Source organism: Cellulophaga baltica, from assembly GCF_018861125.1.
In the GTDB taxonomy this organism is placed as follows: Bacteria; Bacteroidota; Bacteroidia; order Flavobacteriales; family Flavobacteriaceae; genus Cellulophaga; species Cellulophaga baltica_A.
The window spans coordinates 413,012-431,760 of the sequence record NZ_JAHKQN010000013.1 but is presented as its reverse complement, the minus strand read 5'-3'; the positions used below and the strand labels follow the sequence as shown (position 1 = coordinate 431,760).

Genomic DNA, 18,749 nt, shown 5'->3' with positions numbered 1-18,749 from the left:
ATGCATAAAATTCTACTCCTTATTTTTTTTCTAATTTCTGCGTCAAATTGTGCGCAACAAATTACTGTTTTTGATATAGAATCTAATGAGCCTATTTTAAATGTAGCAATTTTTAATGCGGACAAGTCTAAAACTGGGGTTACGGACTTTGATGGTAAATATGATTTATCAATCTTTGAAAGTAATGAACGAATTACATTTAAACATTTAGGTCATGAAATTTTTAAAACAACGAAGAATCAAGTTTTAAAAAAAGATAAAAAAGTATATTTAATTCCGGATGCTGAAGTGCTTGATGAGGTAATAATGTCAATTTCAAAATGGGAACAACAGAAGAAAGGTATTCCTCAAAAAGTGATGTCTATTGATGCAAAGTCTGTTGCATTTGCAAATCCTCAAACCTCGGCAGATTTATTACAACAAAGTGGAAAAGTATTTGTGCAAAAAAGTCAATTGGGTGGCGGTAGCCCTATGATTAGAGGCTTTTCAACGAACAGGTTATTACTTTCTGTAGATGGTGTGAGAATGAATAATGCTATTTTTAGAAACGGTAATCTGCAGAATGTTATCTCTATTGATCCGTTTACAGTAAAAAATACTGAAGTTATATTTGGTCCTGGCTCTGTAATCTATGGCAGTGATGCTATTGGTGGTGTTATGAACTTTCTAACTAATAATGTTGAATTTTCAAATACTGATAACACTACTTTTTCGGGGAATGCTACATACCGTTATTCTACAGCTAACAATGAAAATACCGCACATATAGATTTTAATTTCGGAAAGCAGAAATGGGCTTTTCTAACGAGTATTTCTTATAATAATTTTGATGATTTAAAAATGGGTAAATATGGACCAGATTCATATTTGAGAAAAACATATATTGAAACTATTGACGGTGAAGATTTTGAAGTTGAAAATTCAGACCCTAGAGTTCAAAATCCAACAGGTTATAATCAAATAAATATTTTACAAAAAATTGCTTTTAAGCCAAGTAATAATTGGAATTTAAATTGGAGTAATTACTATTCTGAAACTTCAGATTATTCTAGATATGACCGGTTGATTAGATTGAATAGCGACGAAGATGGTTTGCGATCTGCAGAATGGTATTACGGACCACAGAAATGGTTGATGAGTAAGTTGCAATACAATGAAAATGGAAAAGGTCGTTTTTATGACGGACTAAAAATTACAACCGCGTATCAATTTTTTGAAGAAAGTAGAAATGATAGAGATTTTCAAGATCTTATCAGGTATACGACCAAAGAAAAAGTTGATGCCTTATCTACAAATGTAGATTTTGAAAATAAGCGTATTGGTAATTTACGATTGTATTACGGTGGTGAATATATCTATAATAAAGTCCATTCTGTAGGAAGTCAAGAAGATATTGAAACTAATGAAACTGAAGCTACTTCGAGCAGGTATCCTGATAGCGCAACGTGGCAAACTTTGGCAGGTTATATTACAGGTGAGTATAAAGCAAAACCAAATGTAACACTATTAACAGGTTTGAGGTATAGTTATGTTTGGATATATGCAACTTTTGATGACGCTTTTTATGATTTCCCTTTTGACGATGCGAATTTAAGTACTGGTGCGTTAACAGGAAGTATTGGTGTTAGTTGGTACCCGAAAGCAGATTTACAAATAACAGCAAATGCATCAACAGGCTATAGAGCTCCAAACATTGATGATGTAGGTAAAATATTTGATTCTGAACCAGGTTCAGTTGTAGTACCAAACCCAGACCTTGAACCAGAATATGCCTATAATGGTGAAGTTGGAATTCAAAAAAATATAAAAGATAAAGTGGTTATAAAAGGAACAACTTTTTATACATATTTAGTAGATGCACTTGTTCGTAGAGATTTTGAATTTAATGGAGAAACTGAAATTGAGTACAATGGAGAGTTAAGTAATGTTCAGGCAATGCAAAATGCTGCTAGAGCTTATGTTTATGGTTTTGAATTCGTGCTCGATATAAATTTCAATGAAAATTTATCAGCAAACGGAAATTTAACTTTTACTGAAGGCATTGAAGAAGAAGATGATGGCACAGATTCTCCTGGGCGGCATGTTGCGCCAACTTTTGGTGATTTTCATTTGATCTGGAAAAATCAAAAATTAAAAGCAGATTTATTTTTTAATTTTAATAGTGAAATTCAAGCTTCTGATTTAGCAGTGTCTGAACAAAGCAAAACATATATTTATGCTACTGATGCAGATGGCAACCCATATTCACCTTCATGGCATACTTTAAATATTAGATCTCAGTATACAGTATCACACGCCTTAAGATTAACAGCAAGTCTTGAGAATATTACCAATCAAAGATACCGTAGTTACTCTTCAGGTATTGTTGCTCCAGGTAGAAACTTAATACTGGCTTTAAGTTATTCTTTTTAAATATAATGCATAAAAAAATCCCTGATAATTTAGTTTCAGGGATTCGTGTTATTTTAGTATAAATACTAGTTGTTTATTTTAGCAGCAGTTTTTTTTGCGGTATCTAGAGTTTTAGTACCTGCTTCTTTAGCTGTATTTACAGCATCAGTTCCAGTAGCTTTAGCAGCATCCATAGCATCGTTGCCAGCCTCTTTTGCTGAATTTACAGCATCAGTACCCGCTTCTTTAGCCGAATCCATAGCTTCACTTCCTGCTTCCATAGCCTCATTACCTGCTTCTTTGGCTGTGTCCATAGCTTCTGTTCCAGCTTCTTTTGCAGCGTTTAAAGCTTCAGTTCCTGCCTCTTCTGTAGCTTCCATTGCCTCAGTTCCTGCATCTTTTGCTTTTTCAGCAGCATCTCTACATGATACAAATGATGAACTTAATGCAAGTACTAAAGCGGTGCTTAAAATTACTTTTTTCATTTTTAAAAATTTTGTGTTTATAAATAGTTAACTACTGCAATATACGATAGATATAAATATTTAGATTTCTTTAACATATTTATTTTATGATAATATATGTTTCATTTACAACTAACTGTTATTTATTCAATCTAAATTTATAATTTTGCAAGCTTAAAATGTAGTACCAGAAGTAGTTATTATGAAGTTCGCGGAATACAAAGGATTAAATTTACCAGTAGTAGCAGAAGAGATTTTAAAGTACTGGAAAGAGAATGATATTTTTGAAAAAAGTATCACTACTCGTGAGGGTAAAGAAAGTTATGTTTTTTTTGAAGGTCCGCCTTCTGCAAACGGTATGCCTGGTATTCACCATGTAATGGCGAGAACTATTAAAGATATTTTTCCGCGTTATAAAACCATGAAAGGTTTTCAAGTAAAACGAAAAGCCGGTTGGGATACACATGGTTTACCTATTGAACTTGGTGTTGAGAAAGAATTAGGTATTACTAAAGAAGATATCGGTACAAAAATATCAGTTGAAGAATATAATGCTGCTTGTAAAAAAGCGGTGATGCGTTATACTGATGTTTGGAATAAAATGACTGAACAAGTTGGTTATTGGGTTGATATGGAAGATCCGTATATAACCTACAAGCCTAAGTATATGGAGTCTGTTTGGTGGTTGTTAAAACAGATTTATAGTAAAGGTCTTATCTATAAAGGATATACAATACAACCATATTCACCTAAAGCAGGTACTGGTTTAAGTTCACATGAATTAAACCAACCAGGAACCTACCAAGATGTTACTGATACTACAGTTACAGCTCAGTTTAAAGCTGTAAAAGAAACATTACCACCATTTTTTGATGCTTACGAAGGTGATATTCATTTTATAGCTTGGACGACAACTCCTTGGACCTTACCATCAAACACTGCGTTAACGGTAGGTCCTAAAATTGAATACGTTGTTGTAAAAACATACAATCAATATACTTTTGAACCTATAACTGTGGTTTTAGGTAAGCCTTTAGTTGCAAAACAATTTGCAGGTAAATTTAAATCTGTAGACAATAAAGAAGAATTAGAAAGTTATAAACAAGGCGATAAGAAAATACCATATTTAGTTTTAGATACCATTATAGGTAAAGATTTAGTAGGTATTAAATATGAGCAATTAATAGATTATGTATTGCCATACCAAAACCCTGAAAATGCTTTCAGAATTATATCGGGTGATTTTGTAACTACTGAAGATGGTACAGGTATAGTACATACGGCTCCTACTTTTGGTGCTGATGATGCTTTAGTATCAAAACAAGCGGATCCAGAAATTCCACCAATGTTAGTGTTGGATGAGAATAAAAACCCTGTTCCTTTAGTAGATTTACAAGGTAAGTTTAGACCGGAATTAAAAGAATTTGGTGGCAAGTATGTTAAAAATGAATATTACGATGATGGTGAAGCGCCAGAACGTTCTATTGATGTTGAAATTGCAATTAAATTAAAAGAAGAAAATAAAGCTTTTAAGGTTGAGAAGTACGTTCACAGTTATCCTAACTGCTGGCGTACGGATAAGCCAATTTTATATTATCCATTGGACTCTTGGTTTATAAAAGTAACGGATGTTAAGGATCAAATGTTTGCATTGAACCAAACGATTAATTGGAAACCAAAAGCTACTGGAGAAGGTAGGTTTGGTAATTGGTTAGCTAATGCAAATGACTGGAACTTATCTCGTTCTCGTTATTGGGGAATTCCGTTACCAATTTGGAGAACAGAAGATGGTAAAGAAGAAATAATGATTGGTTCTGTCTCAGAATTAAAATCAGAAATGCAAAAAGCTTTAGACGCAGGCATTTTAGAAAAAGATATATTCGATGATTTTATTGTCGGAGATATGTCTGACGAAAACTATGAGAAAATAGATTTACATAAAAATATAGTTGATCAAATTACTTTAGTTTCAACCTCAGGTAAACCAATGAAACGTGAGAGCGATTTAATTGATGTATGGTTTGATTCAGGTTCAATGCCATATGCACAATGGCATTACCCATTTGAAAATAAAGATTTAATTGACGATAATAAAACATTCCCGGCAGATTTTATAGCAGAAGGTGTTGATCAAACTCGTGGTTGGTTTTATACCTTACATGCAATTGCAACAATGGTTTTTGATTCCGTTGCTTATAAAAATGTAGTTTCTAATGGTTTGGTTTTAGATAAAGAAGGTAAAAAAATGTCTAAGCGTTTAGGTAACGCTACAGATCCTTTTGAAACTATGGATACTCATGGTGCCGATGCTACACGTTGGTACATGATATCAAATGCAAACCCATGGGATAATTTGAAGTTTGATATAGAAGGTATTGCTGAGGTTAAACGTAAATTCTTCGGCACCATATACAATACCTATTCATTCTTCGCTTTATATACTAATATTGATGGTTTTGAGTATAATGAAAGTGATATAGCTTTAAATGAAAGACCTGAGATTGATCAGTGGATTTTATCTGAATTGCATACATTAATTAAAACTGTTGATGAAGCTTATGCGGATTATGATCCAACGAAAGCAACGCGTGCAATATCAGAGTATGTACAAGAAAATTTAAGTAACTGGTATGTGCGTTTATGTAGAAGACGTTTCTGGAAAGGCGAATATGAGCAAGATAAAATATCAGCATATCAAACCTTATATACTTGTTTGGTTACAGTGGCAAAATTATCAGCTCCAGTAGCACCATTTTTTATGGACAGACTTTACAAGGATTTAACCAATACAACACATACAGAAAATTTTGAAAGTGTACATTTGGCTGATTTCCCAGTTTACGATGAAAAAATTGTAAATAAAGAGTTAGAAAGTAAAATGGCAAAAGCGCAAACAATTTCATCTTTAGTACTTTCTATTCGTCAGAAAGAAAAGATAAAAGTGCGTCAGCCATTGCAGAAAATTATGATTCCTGTTTTAGATGAAAAACAAAAAAATGAGATTGTTGCTGTATCAGATTTGATTAAATCTGAGGTAAATGTTAAAGAAATTGAGTTGTTAGATGATGCTTCTGGCATATTAGTGAAGCAAATTAAGCCAAATTTTAAGGTTTTAGGTCCTAAATTTGGAAAAGATATGAAGCTGGTAGCCAGTGTGGTAGCTAATTTTGATCAGGAAGATATCCAAAAAATTGAGCAACAGGGCGAAATTTCAATTGAAATTAACAATAAAAGTAGTATTTTACACCTACAAGATGTAGAGATTTCATCTCAAGATATTGAAGGTTGGTTGGTAGCAACATCGGGGCCTATTACGGTTGCACTTGATGTTACTATTGATGATAATTTAAGAAAAGAAGGGATCGCTAGAGAGTTAGTTAATAGAATTCAGAATTTAAGAAAGGATTCTGGTTTTGAAGTGACTGATAAAATAGAAGTAAAGATATTGAAAGACGGTTTAGTCGAAGAAGCTGTAAATAGTAATTTAGATTATATAAAGACAGAAACATTAACTGCTGAATTGAATTTTGAAGAAAAATTAGAAAATGGTATGGATATTGCCTTTGATGAGGTAAATACCAAATTGTTTATCCAAAAACACTAAAAACTATGGTTGAAGATTTAAAAATTAGATACTCTGATAAAGATTTAGCAGAATTTAAAGTGCTTATTTCAGATAAGATTGAAAAAGCAAAGAGTCATTTAGAGCTTTTAAAAAGTTCTTACATGAATGATGGTAATAATGGTACCGATGATACATCGCCGACATTTAAAGCTTTTGAAGAAGGTTCGGCTACGATGAGTAAAGAAGCAAATACACAATTAGCTATTCGTCAAGAAAAATTTATTCGTGATTTGAAAAATGCAATGCTTCGTATTGAAAACAAAACTTATGGTATTTGTAGAGTTACTGGTAAACTTATAAATAAAGAACGTTTAAAATTAGTACCGCATGCAACACTTAGTATTGAGGCTAAGAATATGCAGTAATATATTTTTCTAAATTATTTAAGACCTATTTGAGATACAAATACCGTAGGGTTGTATAGCTATAGGTCTTTATTTTTTTTTACTTATATTTTATAATATGAGATATTTTATTATTGTTTTGTTTTTTTTCACATGGTCTGTAAATGCCCAAAAAATTGTTCAAAAAACAATAATAAATCCTAATGAAACTTCAATACTTGTCAATGCTGATAATTGTTTTGATGTTAAAATTGAAACAGCTAAAAGCAATAAAATTATTGTTGAAGCTAAAATGGCTGGAGAATACAGTAATAATCTTTCTTTAAATATTCATGAAGAAGATAAAACATTGTTAGTTGAAACAAGTTTTAATGCGAATTTTGAAATTCCGAATGATAAATTGAGTGCCCATAAAGTGGTTTCAATTGCTTTAAAAATTACCGTTCCTGAAAATTTAGATGTGACTATTTACGGTACTGATGCTAATGTTACGGCAAAGGGTATGTATAAAAATATAAATATAGCATTAAATGATGGTCGTTGCGTACTTAATGCTGTAAAAAATAGAGCATTTGTTAAAACACATAGTGGTACAATTGAAGTACACGCTAAGTCAGGAAAATTTAATACAATAGCTAAATACGGAGAAATTTTCTCCGATAAATTACCGGTAAGTAATCTGCAATATGATTTGAGTACAATAACAGGTAATATCTATATTCATAAAATCAATTAATATGGTTATTTTTACGCCTGTTATTTAAGAAAGCATGAATTTAAAAAAATCGTTACTACTAGTAGCAATTATATTACTAGTTGATCAAGTTAGCAAAATATATGTAAAAACTCATTTTACTTATAATGAAACTGTTGAGGTTTTTTCTTGGTTTAAGTTAGTTTTTATTGAAAACTCAGGAGCTGCTTGGGGGACTAAGTTGAGCGATTTTTTGCCAATTTCAGATGAATCAGGAAAACTAATCCTTACGGTATTTCGTTTGTTTGCAGTAGCAGGTATTGGATATTGGTTATACGATACAGTGGTTAAAGGCTTGCCAAAAACACTTTCAATTGCTGTTGCTTTAATTTTTGCCGGTGCATTAGGGAATATTTTAGACTCTGTTTTTTACGGTTTAATTTTTAGTGAAAGTACTTATGGTGGTGCTATAGCTAGTGCATTTACAGATCAGCCATATGGAAGTATGTTTCATGGTAAAGTTGTAGATATGCTTCATTTTCCATTTATTGAAAATACTGTTTGGCCAGATTGGATTCCTTTTTTAGGAGGAAAAACGTTTAGCTTTTTTGAACCTGTTTTCAATATAGCAGATATGGCAATTAGTACGGGTGTTGGTATTCTATTAGTTTTTAATAAAAAAGCTTTTACAAGACCTGAAGATGAACATCAAAAAGAATAAATTTCTTTTGGTGTAACACAATAGTTTAATGGAATATCAGTAGGTAAAATATCATCAATACAATCAGTAGCTTCAAAAAAAGACAGTCCTATTTTTATAACATCATTATTACAAGCATTTAAAAACCTATCATAATACCCTTTTCCGTAACCAACTCTATTTCCAGAGCGGTCAAAAGCTAAAAGTGGAATAAATACAACTTCAATTTTTTTTGTTTCTATTTCAATACCTTCTACTGGTTCAGGAACATTCCATTTATTTGTTTTAATCAGTGTGCTATCTGTTAATAGAAAGTGTTGTAACTCATGTGGATTAATCATTTTAGAAAGAATGACATTCTTGTCTTTACCCTGTAGTATTGAAAGTATGTAATTGGTGTCAACTTCTTTTTTTTCTACAATACTCAGGAATATATGGTAATAACTTAAATTCCATATAGGTAATTGTAAAATTTGGTTGGAGATATCCAGACTTAGATCTGAAATTTGATCTGATGATAGAATTTTTCTTCGTTTGGTATAATGTATTCTTAGGTCTTTTTTATTCATATAAACCCTAAGTTAAATAATACAATTATTTTTTTGTAGTAACTGTAACATATATTTTAAACAATAACATTGATGTTAGATATGCTCCTAAAGTTATGATGTAGTTTTCCATAATGTTTATGTTAAATGTTTTCGATTATAAATGTAAATAAAAAATCAGTACAAGTCGTTTATTGTCATATTTTATCGATGAAATGCATAATTTTTAATCAGGTGATTCTTGGTGATTTGTTTACTGTGTATATAAATTTCTGTAAATCAATAGTTTATATTTGGTTGTTGAATAATTTTTTAATGATGAAAATTTACTAATTTTAAAGCTTAAAATTAGTAATTACTTAAATTTATGTGTGTTTAAAAATAAAATTCACAAATTTCACCTTCACAATTTGTGAGTGTTGTTTGGTGTTGATTTTGTTTGTTGTTATTAATTAAGTCAATTAAGCGTTAATATTTGTGAAAAATTATAGTGTTTTGTAAAAAGACAGTATTTTAACCGTATTTATTTTTTTTGATGATTCATAGATAATTTAATGCAAGAACCTTCATTACAATTACAGCTTAGTACGTTACCAGAAACACCTGGAGTTTATCAATTTTTCGACATTGATGAAAAAATACTTTATGTAGGTAAAGCAAAAAATTTAAAAAAAAGAGTTACTTCGTATTTTACTAAAAATCATGAAGTTGGTAAAACCCGTGTTCTTGTAAAAAAAATTAAAAGTGTTAAGCATATTAATGTTCCTACGGAATCTGATGCTTTGTTGCTTGAAAATAATCTTATAAAAAAATACAAGCCAAGGTATAATGTTTTATTAAAAGATGATAAATCATATCCGTGGATTTGCATTAAAAAAGAACGTTTTTCACGTGTCTTTTATACCCGTAAACTTATAAAAGACGGATCAGAATATTTTGGTCCTTATACGAATATGAAAACGGTTCGTACACTTTTAGATTTAATTAAAAGTGTTTACCCGCTTCGTACTTGTAACTATGATTTGTCACAAGAAAAAATTGATGAAGGCAAGTTTAAAGTTTGTTTAGAGTATCATTTAAAAAATTGTAAAGGCCCTTGTGAAGATTATCAATCTTTAGAAGAATATCAAAGGCAGATTAGTGAAATTCGAGAGATTTTAAAGGGTAATTTCAAATCATCAATACAATATTTTAAAAAACAAATGACAGTGTTGGCTTCAGATATGAAATTTGAAGAAGCTCAAGATATCAAAGAAAAGCTTGATGTTTTAGAAAACTATCAAGTGAAGACTACAATTGTAAATCCTAGAATTAATAATGTTGATGTTTTCTCAATTATTTCTGATGATGCTTTTGCGTATGTAAATTTTCTGCAATTATCTCACGGGTCAATTATAAGGTCGCATACCTTAGAATTAAAAAAGAAATTAGATGAAACTGATGAGGAATTATTGGCTTTAGCAATAGTGGAAATACGCCAAAGATTTAAATCATTATCACGAGAAATATTTGTTCCTTTTAAAGTAGATGTAGCTGCAGAAGTTAAAATTACAATACCTAAGTTAGGAGATAAAAAACGAATTTTAGAGCTTTCTGAGCGTAATGCAAAATTATTTAGGCAAGAGCGTTTTAATCAAATCAAAATAATTGATCCTGATAGGCACACAAAAAGACTTATGGGGCAAATGAAAAAAGATCTTCATTTGTCTGAAGAGCCTACGCATATTGAGTGCTTTGATAATTCAAATATACAAGGTACAAACCCAGTAGCAGCTTGTGTTGTTTTTAAAAATGGAAAACCATCAAAAAAGGATTATAGGCATTATAATATAAAAACAGTTGTAGGTCCTGATGATTTTGCGTCTATGCAAGAGGTGGTTTTTAGAAGATATAAAAGACTGTTAGAAGAAGAGCAACCATTACCACAACTTATTGTGATTGATGGTGGAAAGGGTCAATTGTCTTCAGCATTAAAAAGTTTAGATGTTTTGGGTTTGCGTGGAAAAATTGCTATTATCGGAATTGCGAAACGTTTAGAGGAGATTTATTTCCCAGGTGATTCAATTCCATTATATTTAGATAAGAAATCAGAAACATTAAAAATTATTCAACAATTAAGAAACGAAGCACATCGCTTTGGGATTACTTTTCATAGACAAAAGAGAAGTATTGGAGCTATCAATTCTGAGTTGGAAAATATTGAGGGTATTGGTCAAAAAACAATAGAAGAATTATTGAAAAAGTTTAAATCTGTCAAAAGAATTAAAAATGAATCTTTAGAAAATTTAGCATCTACAATAGGTATGTCGAGAGCAAAAAAAATATATGAAACGTTTCATTAGTAAGTCAAATTTTAATGTGTAAAAAACTTTATTTTTTAATAGTACTTTTTCCTTTTTTCTTAGTTCAAGCTCAAGAACTTAAAAAAAACGAAGACCTTAAAGTTGGTTTAGTGTTAAGTGGTGGTGGAGCTAAAGGTTTTGCGCATATAGGAGCTTTAAAAGTAATTGAAGAAGCGGGTATTAAAATTGATTATATTGGGGGTACAAGCATGGGTGCCATAGTTGGTGCATTATATGCTGCGGGTTATTCTGCACATCAGTTAGACTCTATATTTAAAGTTACGGATTTTAATAAACTTATTCAAGACGAACTACCGCGTAATGCAAAAACGTTTTATGAGAAAGAAGATTCTGAGCGATACGCGCTTACACTTCCATTTAATAAGTTCAAAGTCTCATTCCCTTCTGCAATTTCAAGAGGGCAAAGTGTGTATAATATTTTAGTGAAATTTTTGTATCATGTTAAAGATATAAATGATTTTAATGAGTTGCCAATACCTTTCTTTTGCGTTGCTACCAATGTTGAAACAGGTGATCCGGTTGTTTTAGATAAGGGGTATTTGCCTGAAGCTATTATGGCTAGCGGTACATTTCCTTCTCTTTTTGAGCCTACTGAAATAGATGGTAATGTTCTAATTGATGGTGGTGTTGTAAATAATTACCCTGTAGATGGCGTAAAAAAAATGGGTGCAGATGTGATTATTGGTGTTGATGTTCAGCATGGGTTGTCAAATAGAGAAACACTTTCTTCTGCAACTGAAATTTTACTACAGATAAATAACTATCGTACCGTGGCTGATATGGTAGAAAAGTCTAAGAAAACAGATATTTATATTAAGCCAGATATGGAAAAATATTCTGTGATAGATTTTGGGTTGACCGATGAAATAATTGACAAAGGAGAAGTTGCAGCACGTAAAAAAATTGCTGCATTACTAGAATTAGCCAAAAAGCAAAATGCAGACATTAGACCAAAAAAGAATATTAAAGAAGTAGAAAATTTAATTATAAATGATCTAATAATTGAGGGGAGTGATAATTATTCAAGAGGTTATGTAAAAGGAAAATTGAGGGTGTCACCTGATGATGAAATCACATTTGAAAAATTATCACAAGGAATTAGTAATTTATCAGCTACAGGTAATTTCAAAACTATTAGATATTATTTGAATTCTGAAGAAGATAAAACTAATCTTGATATAAAATTAAGAGAAAATTCGACAAAAACTTTTTTGAAAGCTGGTTTACACTATGATAACTTTTTAAAAAGTGCTGCAATATTAAATCTAACAAAAAAGAATGTGTTTTTTGATGATGATGTAGGGTCTTTTGATTTGATTTTGGGTGATAATATTAGGTACAATTTAGAGTATTATATTGATAAAGGTACCTATTGGAGTATAGGCTTTAATTCTAGTTATGTTGACTTTAGTTATGATGTGCCTTATTCTGTTTTAGAATCTAATTATGACATACCAGAGGCACCAACTATTAATGAGATTGATATTGATATTACAGATGTAACAAATCAATTTTATTTGCAAACCGTTTTAAAAGAGGAATTTGCTTTTACTATAGGGGCTGAACACAAATTTTTAAAGTATAGCACAGATACATTAAGTGACAATGAAGATGAAACTATAGAAACAAATACAGAAGATGGTAAAACATATTTTGAGAAAAGTAACTTTTTTAATGGATTCGCTCAGGTGTTACTAGATACTTATGATGATAAATATTTTCCCACTAAAGGCTTGTATATAGAGGGTGATATACATTACTATATTGCGTCTTCAGATTTTAATAATAATTTTAAAGATTTTTCAATAACTCAAGGTAAGGTAGGTGTTGCTTTTCCAATAATGAAAAATTTATCATTAAATATAGAAACTGAAGGAGGTTTTAAGTTAGGTACTTCGCCGGTTACATCTTTTGACTTTATGTTGGGTGGTTTTGGCGCAAGACAAATAAATAATTTTATTCCTTTTTTAGGATATGATTTTATAAATATACCGGGCAATAGTTATATTAAATCATATGCTAGTTTTGATTATGAGGTATCAAACAAAGCACATTTGTTAATGTCTTTAAATTTCGCAAATGTTGATGATGATCTTTATAGAACGGGAGAGTGGTTCACATTACCAACATATTCAGGTTATGGTGTAGGTTGTGGTTGGGAATCTTTTATTGGTCCTGTTCAAGTCATTTACACATGGTCTCCAGAGCGTGATAGTAATAATATCTTTTTTAGTGTAGGTTATTGGTTTTAATATTTGTTTTGAGATTTTATTATTAGGACTTTTTAAGTCTTATTTGTGTTTGAAAAAACTTAATTTTCTTAAGCATTTATTAATTTTAAAGATACAACTATAAAATACTGTTAAGAGTATAGTTAAAGTCCGTTAAAACTAATTTCTAAACAAATCCTTTGTATTAACTTTGAGGTCAAATAAGGGGTGGTTCCCTTATAACTTTAAGTATTGGTTTTTCATAATTTAAAGTTTGGTTGGTTATTTAGGGAAAGCCCAGTGAAAACACTGGGCTTTTTTTGTGCTTAAAATTCATGAAATATTAAAGTAAAGCAATACTTTGGAATAAATTTTGTTTAACTAAATGTAAAGTATACGTGGTGAAAGTGATTTTTAGTATTTTTACTATAGTATGGTTGCAAAACAAAATTCATACGGAATGAAAAATTTTATAACAATATTTCTTGTAATTTTCACTATTTCGCTTTCTGCGCAAGAAAAGGCGTATAAAACAGGTGAGTGGTTGAAGTTTAGAATTCATTACGGAATTTTTAATGCTAGTGAAGCTACATTGCATGTAACTACTGATAAATTAGATGGAAAGAATGTGTACAAAATTCACGGTGAAGGCAAAACTACAGGCTTAGCTAGAGCTTTTTTTAGGGTTGATGATGTTTATCAAAGTTATATAAACCCAGCAAATGGTCACCCATATAAGTTTATTAGAAAAATAAATGAAGGTGGTTATACTAAAGACGTTGAAATAAATTTTAATCATCAAAAAAAATTAGCTGTTTTAAATGATAAAAAGAATGACAAGAAAATGAATTTTGACATTCAAACAGGTGTTCAAGATTTAATCTCAGCTTTTTACTATATCAGAAACAAATATGAAATCTCAGACTTGACAAAAAATGACTTTATACAATTAGATATGTTATTTGATGATGATGGTGTTTTTCCGTTTAAGCTAAAATACCTAGGTAAAGAGATTCTAAAAACTAAATACGGAAAAGTCGAATGTCTAAAGTTTAGACCTTACGTTCAGTCTGGCAGAGTTTTTAAAGAAGAAGAAAGTTTGTCATTATGGGTTTCTAATGATAAAAATAAAATTCCAGTTAGAATCAAAGCAGATATTGCAGTTGGTTCTATTAAAGCAGACTTAGATGGTTACAATGGTTTAAAAAATCAATTTAAAATAATAATGGACTAATTATTATTGCCCTAATAATGAATATTGTTTTAGCTGCAACAAAGTAAGAGATTAGATTTAATTCTATCTTAATTCTTTACACTATTTTTGTTAGTGTGTTTTCCCCAGTCAGTTAATTAAATTTTTTTCCTTTTGAAAAATAAAAACGATATTGATTTACAAATCTCTAAACTAGAAGAGAAATATAAAAATTCAGGCCAAGATTTAGGTGCTTATTTAGATGGACTCCTATATTCAAAATATCTAACTTATTGGGATTATATTCATTTAGATACATTACTTAGCTTACAAATACCAAGAACACATTTCCCTGATGAAGAAATCTTCATCATGTATCATCAAATTACAGAGCTGTATTTTAAATTGATTTTGCATGAGCAAAAACAGTTAGTTGATGACAAAACTCAAGATGTTGATTTTTTTATAGAAAAGGCAAGACGTATCAATAGTTATTTTAAAGTATTGATTTCCTCATTTAGTGTAATGATAAATGGAATGGAGCGTGAGCAATTTTTACAATATAGAATGGCATTGCTTCCTGCTAGTGGTTTTCAATCCGCTCAATATAGGATGATAGAACTGTACTCTACACCAATGAAAAATTTAGTGCATTATACAGAGCGAGAACAATTTTCTTCAAAAGATGAAATTGAAGATTTGTATGAGCATATTTATTGGAAAAAAGGAGCAACAGATTTAAAAACGGGTGAAAAAACATTAACACTTAAACAATTTGAGTACCGTTATACACCACGTTTAATTAGAATAGCAAAGCAAGTAGAAAACAACACTATTTATGCTAAGTACCAGAATTTGTCATTAAAAGATCAAGAAAATGAAACTTTAAAAAAAGCTTTAAAAGATTTAGATAGTAATGCAAATATTAATTGGCCCTTAATGCATATGGGTTCCGCATATAAATATTTGTCAAAAGAGAAAAAAACATATGACTCCACAGGTGGAACAAATTGGAAAGACTATTTACCGCCAAGTTTTCAAAAAGTAATATTTTTTCCAGAACTATACACTAAAGATGAGTTAAATGATTGGGGAAAACAATGGATAGACCATATCTTTAACCCTGAAAAAAGTTTATAATAGAGAATGCAGAAGTTTTATTTACTAATATTAAGTGGATTTTTATTTGTTGCTTGTGGCGAAAAGCAAGCAGATAAAAAAGATATTGAAAAGGTAGAAGTTATTGAAGCTCCAATTGTTAATGAAGCTTACGGCTTTAATTTGGATAATTTTAATGTTTTAAAAGATACCATAAGAAGTGGTGATAGCTTTGGCGACTTAATGTTAACAAATAAAGTTGATTACCAAAAGATATTTAAAGTTTCAACAGATTTAAAAGATACATTTGATGTTCGTAGAATTCGTATTGGTAAACCATACGCAATTTTAAAATCTAAAGACACCTCTGAAATTGCTCAATACTTTATTTATGAAAATGATAAAATAAATTATACAGTTGTTGATTTACGTGATTCTGTAACTGCATATAAAAGCAAAAAAAATGTCAAGTATGTTGAGAGAGTTGCATCGGGTGTTGTTACTTCAAACCTGTCAACAGCAATTAATGATCAGGGTATTGATTATATGGTAACTAATAATTTATCAGAAATTTATGCATGGTCAATTGATTTTTTCAGACTTCAAAAAGGCGATAAGTTTAAAGTAATTTATAAAGAAAAATATATTAACGATACTATTTATGCTGGGGCAGAACCAATCGAGGCTGCGTATTTTGAGCATAATGGTGAAACATTCTATAGTTTTGCTTATCAAATAGATTCACTTAAAAATATTACAGAATATTATGATGATGAAGCAAAAAATTTAAGAAGAGCTTTCTTAAAAGCTCCAGTTGAATTTAGTAGAATATCATCACGATACAATTTAAATAGAAGAATTGCTTATTACGGTTATAAAGTCCGACCACATAAAGGAACGGATTATGCAGCACCACTGGGTACACCAATTTTGGCAACAGCAAGTGGAACAGTTATAGAGTCTACTCGTCGTGGTGGTAACGGTAAGTTTGTTAAAATAAAACATAACGGAACGTATAGTACACAGTACCTGCATATGAAAGCCCAAAATGTAAAAAAGGGGCAGTACGTTAAGCAAGGTGATGTTATCGGTTGGATAGGAATGACCGGTAATTCAGGTGGTCCACATGTATGTTACCGTTTTTGGAAAAATGGTAAACAGGTAGACCCATTAAGAGAAAAGTTACCTGTTGCTGACCCTATAGCAGATTCTTTAAAAACAGATTATCTAAAACATATAGCACCTATAAAATCTAAACTAGATAGTATAGCGTATCCAATAACTGAAATAGACGAACAATTAATAACAGAAAATTAAATGTCACTACAAAGCACCAACCCAACAACAACTCAAGCCTGGAAAAAATTAACTGCTCATTTTGAAAAAACAAATGCTGAAGAACTTAAAAGTTTGTTTAATGCAGATTCGAATAGAGCTGAAAACTTATCTATTAAATGGAATGACTTTTTAGTTGATTATTCTAAAAATAGAATATCTAATGAAACTTTAGACTTGTTGCAAGAGTTAGCTGAAGAGTTGAACTTGAAAGATGCTATTCAAAAATATTTTGATGGTGATATAATTAATAAAACAGAAGGTAGAGCTGTTTTGCATACAGCTTTAAGAGCTAAAGAAAGTGATACTGTTTTAGTTGATGGTGAAAATGTAATGCCTGAAGTATTTGAGGTAAAAGAAAAAATAAAAACTTTTACTGAAGCTATTATTTCAGGAGAAAAAAAAGGATATACAGGTAAAGCATTTACCGATGTAGTAAATATTGGTATAGGTGGTTCAGACTTAGGGCCTGCAATGGTAGCACAAGCATTAAAGTTTTATGAGAATCATTTAACAATGCATTTTGTTAGTAATGTTGATGGTGATCATGTATATGAAACATTAAAGGGTCTTGACCCAGAAACGACATTATTTGTAGTAGTTTCAAAGACATTTACAACTCAAGAAACTTTAAGTAATGCTACGACTATAAAAAAGTGGTTTTTAAAGCACGGAACTCAAGAAGATGTTGCTAAACATTTTGCAGCGGTATCAACAAACACAGAAAAAATAGCAGCATTTGGTATTGCTTCTGAAAATGTTTTCCCAATGTGGGACTGGGTTGGAGGTCGTTTTTCTTTATGGAGTGCTGTAGGTTTATCAATAGCTTTAGCTGTTGGATATGATAATTTTAATGATTTATTATCAGGTGCTAATGAAATGGATGAGCACTTTAAAACTTCAGAATTTGAAAATAATATTCCAGTTGTATTAGCATTAGTGAGTGTTTGGTACAATAATTTTTATGGGGCAGAAACTGAAGCTATTATTCCTTATACACAATATTTAAGTCGTTTTTCGGCTTATTTACAACAAGGTATTATGGAAAGTAATGGTAAAAGTGTAGATAGAGCAGGGAATCCAGTAGACTATCAAACGGGAACTATTATTTGGGGTGAACCAGGAACCAATTCACAACATGCATTTTTTCAATTAATTCACCAAGGAACAAAAATCATACCAACAGACTTTATAGGGTTTAAAAAATCACTACATGGTGATATTGATCATCATAACAAATTAATGGCTAACTTTTTTGCACAAACCGAAGCTTTAATGAACGGTAAAACGGAAAAAGAAGTCAGAGATGAACTTTCTAAAAAAGGAATGGGAGCTGAGGAAATGGAAGCGTTAATTCCGTTTAAAATTTTTAACGGGAATAATCCCACAAACACCATTCTCATTGAAAAACTTACCCCAAAAAGTTTAGGTTCACTTATTGCCTTGTACGAACATAAAATATTTGTTCAAGGTATAATTTGGAATATTTTTAGCTATGATCAATGGGGTGTGGAGCTAGGAAAACAGCTTGCAACTACAGTTTTAACAGATATTGAGGCTTCACAAATTAGTAATCACGATTCCTCTACGTTGAATCTTTTGCAAAATTTTAAGAAATAATTGTCAATAATATTATTTCTTAAGGAAATATATAAAATCTAGGTTCTATAAGTGTTTAGTAATGGTTTTTAAGTTAAATTTAACTATAATTATTTAACGTTTTGTTAATGTTCAAGTGTAATTAAAGCTACACTTTTGCAAACGAAAACTAAAACTAAAACATTT

13 protein-coding genes are annotated in these 18,749 nt (G+C 30.6%); 11 read left to right on the top strand and 2 right to left on the bottom strand.

Annotated elements, in window-relative coordinates:
• Complete coding sequence (locus KO500_RS04615) at positions 1-2,412, top strand: TonB-dependent receptor (protein WP_215955327.1); 2,412 nt, start codon at positions 1-3, stop codon at positions 2,410-2,412.
• 65 nt (positions 2,413-2,477) lie between these two features.
• On the opposite strand, the gene KO500_RS04610 is transcribed toward KO500_RS04615, so the two are convergent.
• Positions 2,478-2,876 (bottom strand): hypothetical protein, encoded by a 399-nt coding sequence (locus tag KO500_RS04610; RefSeq protein ID WP_215955326.1) that lies wholly within the window; start codon positions 2,874-2,876, stop codon positions 2,478-2,480.
• A gap of 181 nt (positions 2,877-3,057) precedes the next feature.
• On the opposite strand from KO500_RS04610, the gene ileS reads away from it, so the two are divergent.
• From ileS to KO500_RS04590, 4 genes are all read left to right on the top strand, one after another.
• Positions 3,058-6,459, top strand: a complete 3,402-nt coding sequence (gene ileS / locus KO500_RS04605; RefSeq protein ID WP_215955325.1) for an isoleucine--tRNA ligase — start codon at positions 3,058-3,060, stop codon at positions 6,457-6,459.
• 5 nt (positions 6,460-6,464) lie between these two features.
• Positions 6,465-6,845 carry a TraR/DksA family transcriptional regulator gene (locus KO500_RS04600; RefSeq protein WP_215955324.1) on the top strand — a complete coding sequence of 127 codons (381 nt, stop codon included), beginning with the start codon at positions 6,465-6,467 and terminating at the stop codon, positions 6,843-6,845.
• A 97-nt stretch (positions 6,846-6,942) separates the two neighbouring features.
• Complete coding sequence (locus KO500_RS04595) at positions 6,943-7,560, top strand: hypothetical protein (protein ID WP_215955323.1); 618 nt, start codon at positions 6,943-6,945, stop codon at positions 7,558-7,560.
• 34 nt (positions 7,561-7,594) lie between these two features.
• Positions 7,595-8,239 carry a lipoprotein signal peptidase gene (locus tag KO500_RS04590; RefSeq protein ID WP_215955322.1) on the top strand — a complete coding sequence of 215 codons (645 nt, stop codon included), beginning with the start codon at positions 7,595-7,597 and terminating at the stop codon, positions 8,237-8,239.
• Here KO500_RS04590 and KO500_RS04585 read toward each other — a convergent pair.
• Positions 8,227-8,787 (bottom strand): 5-formyltetrahydrofolate cyclo-ligase, encoded by a 561-nt coding sequence (locus KO500_RS04585; RefSeq protein ID WP_215955321.1) that lies wholly within the window; start codon positions 8,785-8,787, stop codon positions 8,227-8,229. The genes KO500_RS04590 and KO500_RS04585 overlap by 13 nt on opposite strands.
• A gap of 533 nt (positions 8,788-9,320) precedes the next feature.
• Here KO500_RS04585 and uvrC point away from each other — a divergent pair.
• The 6 genes from uvrC to pgi all read left to right on the top strand — a co-directional run bounded on the left by uvrC (position 9,321) and on the right by pgi (position 18,584).
• Positions 9,321-11,108, top strand: coding sequence for an excinuclease ABC subunit UvrC (gene uvrC / locus KO500_RS04580; RefSeq protein WP_215955320.1), 1,788 nt, complete (start codon positions 9,321-9,323; stop codon positions 11,106-11,108).
• 14 nt (positions 11,109-11,122) lie between these two features.
• Positions 11,123-13,381 carry a patatin-like phospholipase family protein gene (locus tag KO500_RS04575; protein ID WP_215955319.1) on the top strand — a complete coding sequence of 753 codons (2,259 nt, stop codon included), beginning with the start codon at positions 11,123-11,125 and terminating at the stop codon, positions 13,379-13,381.
• Between the two features lie 418 nt (positions 13,382-13,799).
• On the top strand, positions 13,800-14,573 hold the full coding sequence (locus tag KO500_RS04570) for a DUF3108 domain-containing protein (RefSeq protein WP_215955318.1): 774 nt from the start codon (positions 13,800-13,802) through the stop codon (positions 14,571-14,573).
• A 132-nt stretch (positions 14,574-14,705) separates the two neighbouring features.
• Entirely contained in the window at positions 14,706-15,671 is a 966-nt protein-coding gene (locus KO500_RS04565) for a tryptophan 2,3-dioxygenase family protein (protein ID WP_215955317.1), read from the top strand.
• 6 nt (positions 15,672-15,677) lie between these two features.
• Positions 15,678-16,946: a peptidoglycan DD-metalloendopeptidase family protein gene (locus KO500_RS04560; RefSeq protein WP_215955316.1), complete on the top strand. Its 1,269-nt coding sequence runs from the start codon at positions 15,678-15,680 to the stop codon at positions 16,944-16,946.
• Complete coding sequence (gene pgi, locus KO500_RS04555; protein ID WP_215955315.1) at positions 16,947-18,584, top strand: glucose-6-phosphate isomerase; 1,638 nt, start codon at positions 16,947-16,949, stop codon at positions 18,582-18,584.
• Positions 18,585-18,749 lie beyond the last annotated feature (165 nt).

Excerpts from the sequence above, each read along its gene's own strand:
- uvrC (WP_215955320.1), top strand. The coding sequence starts at position 9,321 with ATGCAAGAACCTTCATTACAATTACAGCTTAGTACGTTACCAGAAACA.
- KO500_RS04570 (WP_215955318.1), top strand. The coding sequence starts at position 13,800 with ATGAAAAATTTTATAACAATATTTCTTGTAATTTTCACTATTTCGCTT.
- KO500_RS04575 (WP_215955319.1), top strand. The coding sequence starts at position 11,123 with ATGTGTAAAAAACTTTATTTTTTAATAGTACTTTTTCCTTTTTTCTTA.
- KO500_RS04585 (WP_215955321.1), bottom strand. The coding sequence starts at position 8,787 with ATGAATAAAAAAGACCTAAGAATACATTATACCAAACGAAGAAAAATT.
- KO500_RS04600 (WP_215955324.1), top strand. The coding sequence starts at position 6,465 with ATGGTTGAAGATTTAAAAATTAGATACTCTGATAAAGATTTAGCAGAA.
- KO500_RS04595 (WP_215955323.1), top strand. The coding sequence starts at position 6,943 with ATGAGATATTTTATTATTGTTTTGTTTTTTTTCACATGGTCTGTAAAT.
- KO500_RS04610 (WP_215955326.1), bottom strand. The coding sequence starts at position 2,876 with ATGAAAAAAGTAATTTTAAGCACCGCTTTAGTACTTGCATTAAGTTCA.
- KO500_RS04560 (WP_215955316.1), top strand. The coding sequence starts at position 15,678 with ATGCAGAAGTTTTATTTACTAATATTAAGTGGATTTTTATTTGTTGCT.
- ileS (WP_215955325.1), top strand. The coding sequence starts at position 3,058 with ATGAAGTTCGCGGAATACAAAGGATTAAATTTACCAGTAGTAGCAGAA.
- KO500_RS04615 (WP_215955327.1), top strand. The coding sequence starts at position 1 with ATGCATAAAATTCTACTCCTTATTTTTTTTCTAATTTCTGCGTCAAAT.
- pgi (WP_215955315.1), top strand. The coding sequence starts at position 16,947 with ATGTCACTACAAAGCACCAACCCAACAACAACTCAAGCCTGGAAAAAA.
- KO500_RS04590 (WP_215955322.1), top strand. The coding sequence starts at position 7,595 with ATGAATTTAAAAAAATCGTTACTACTAGTAGCAATTATATTACTAGTT.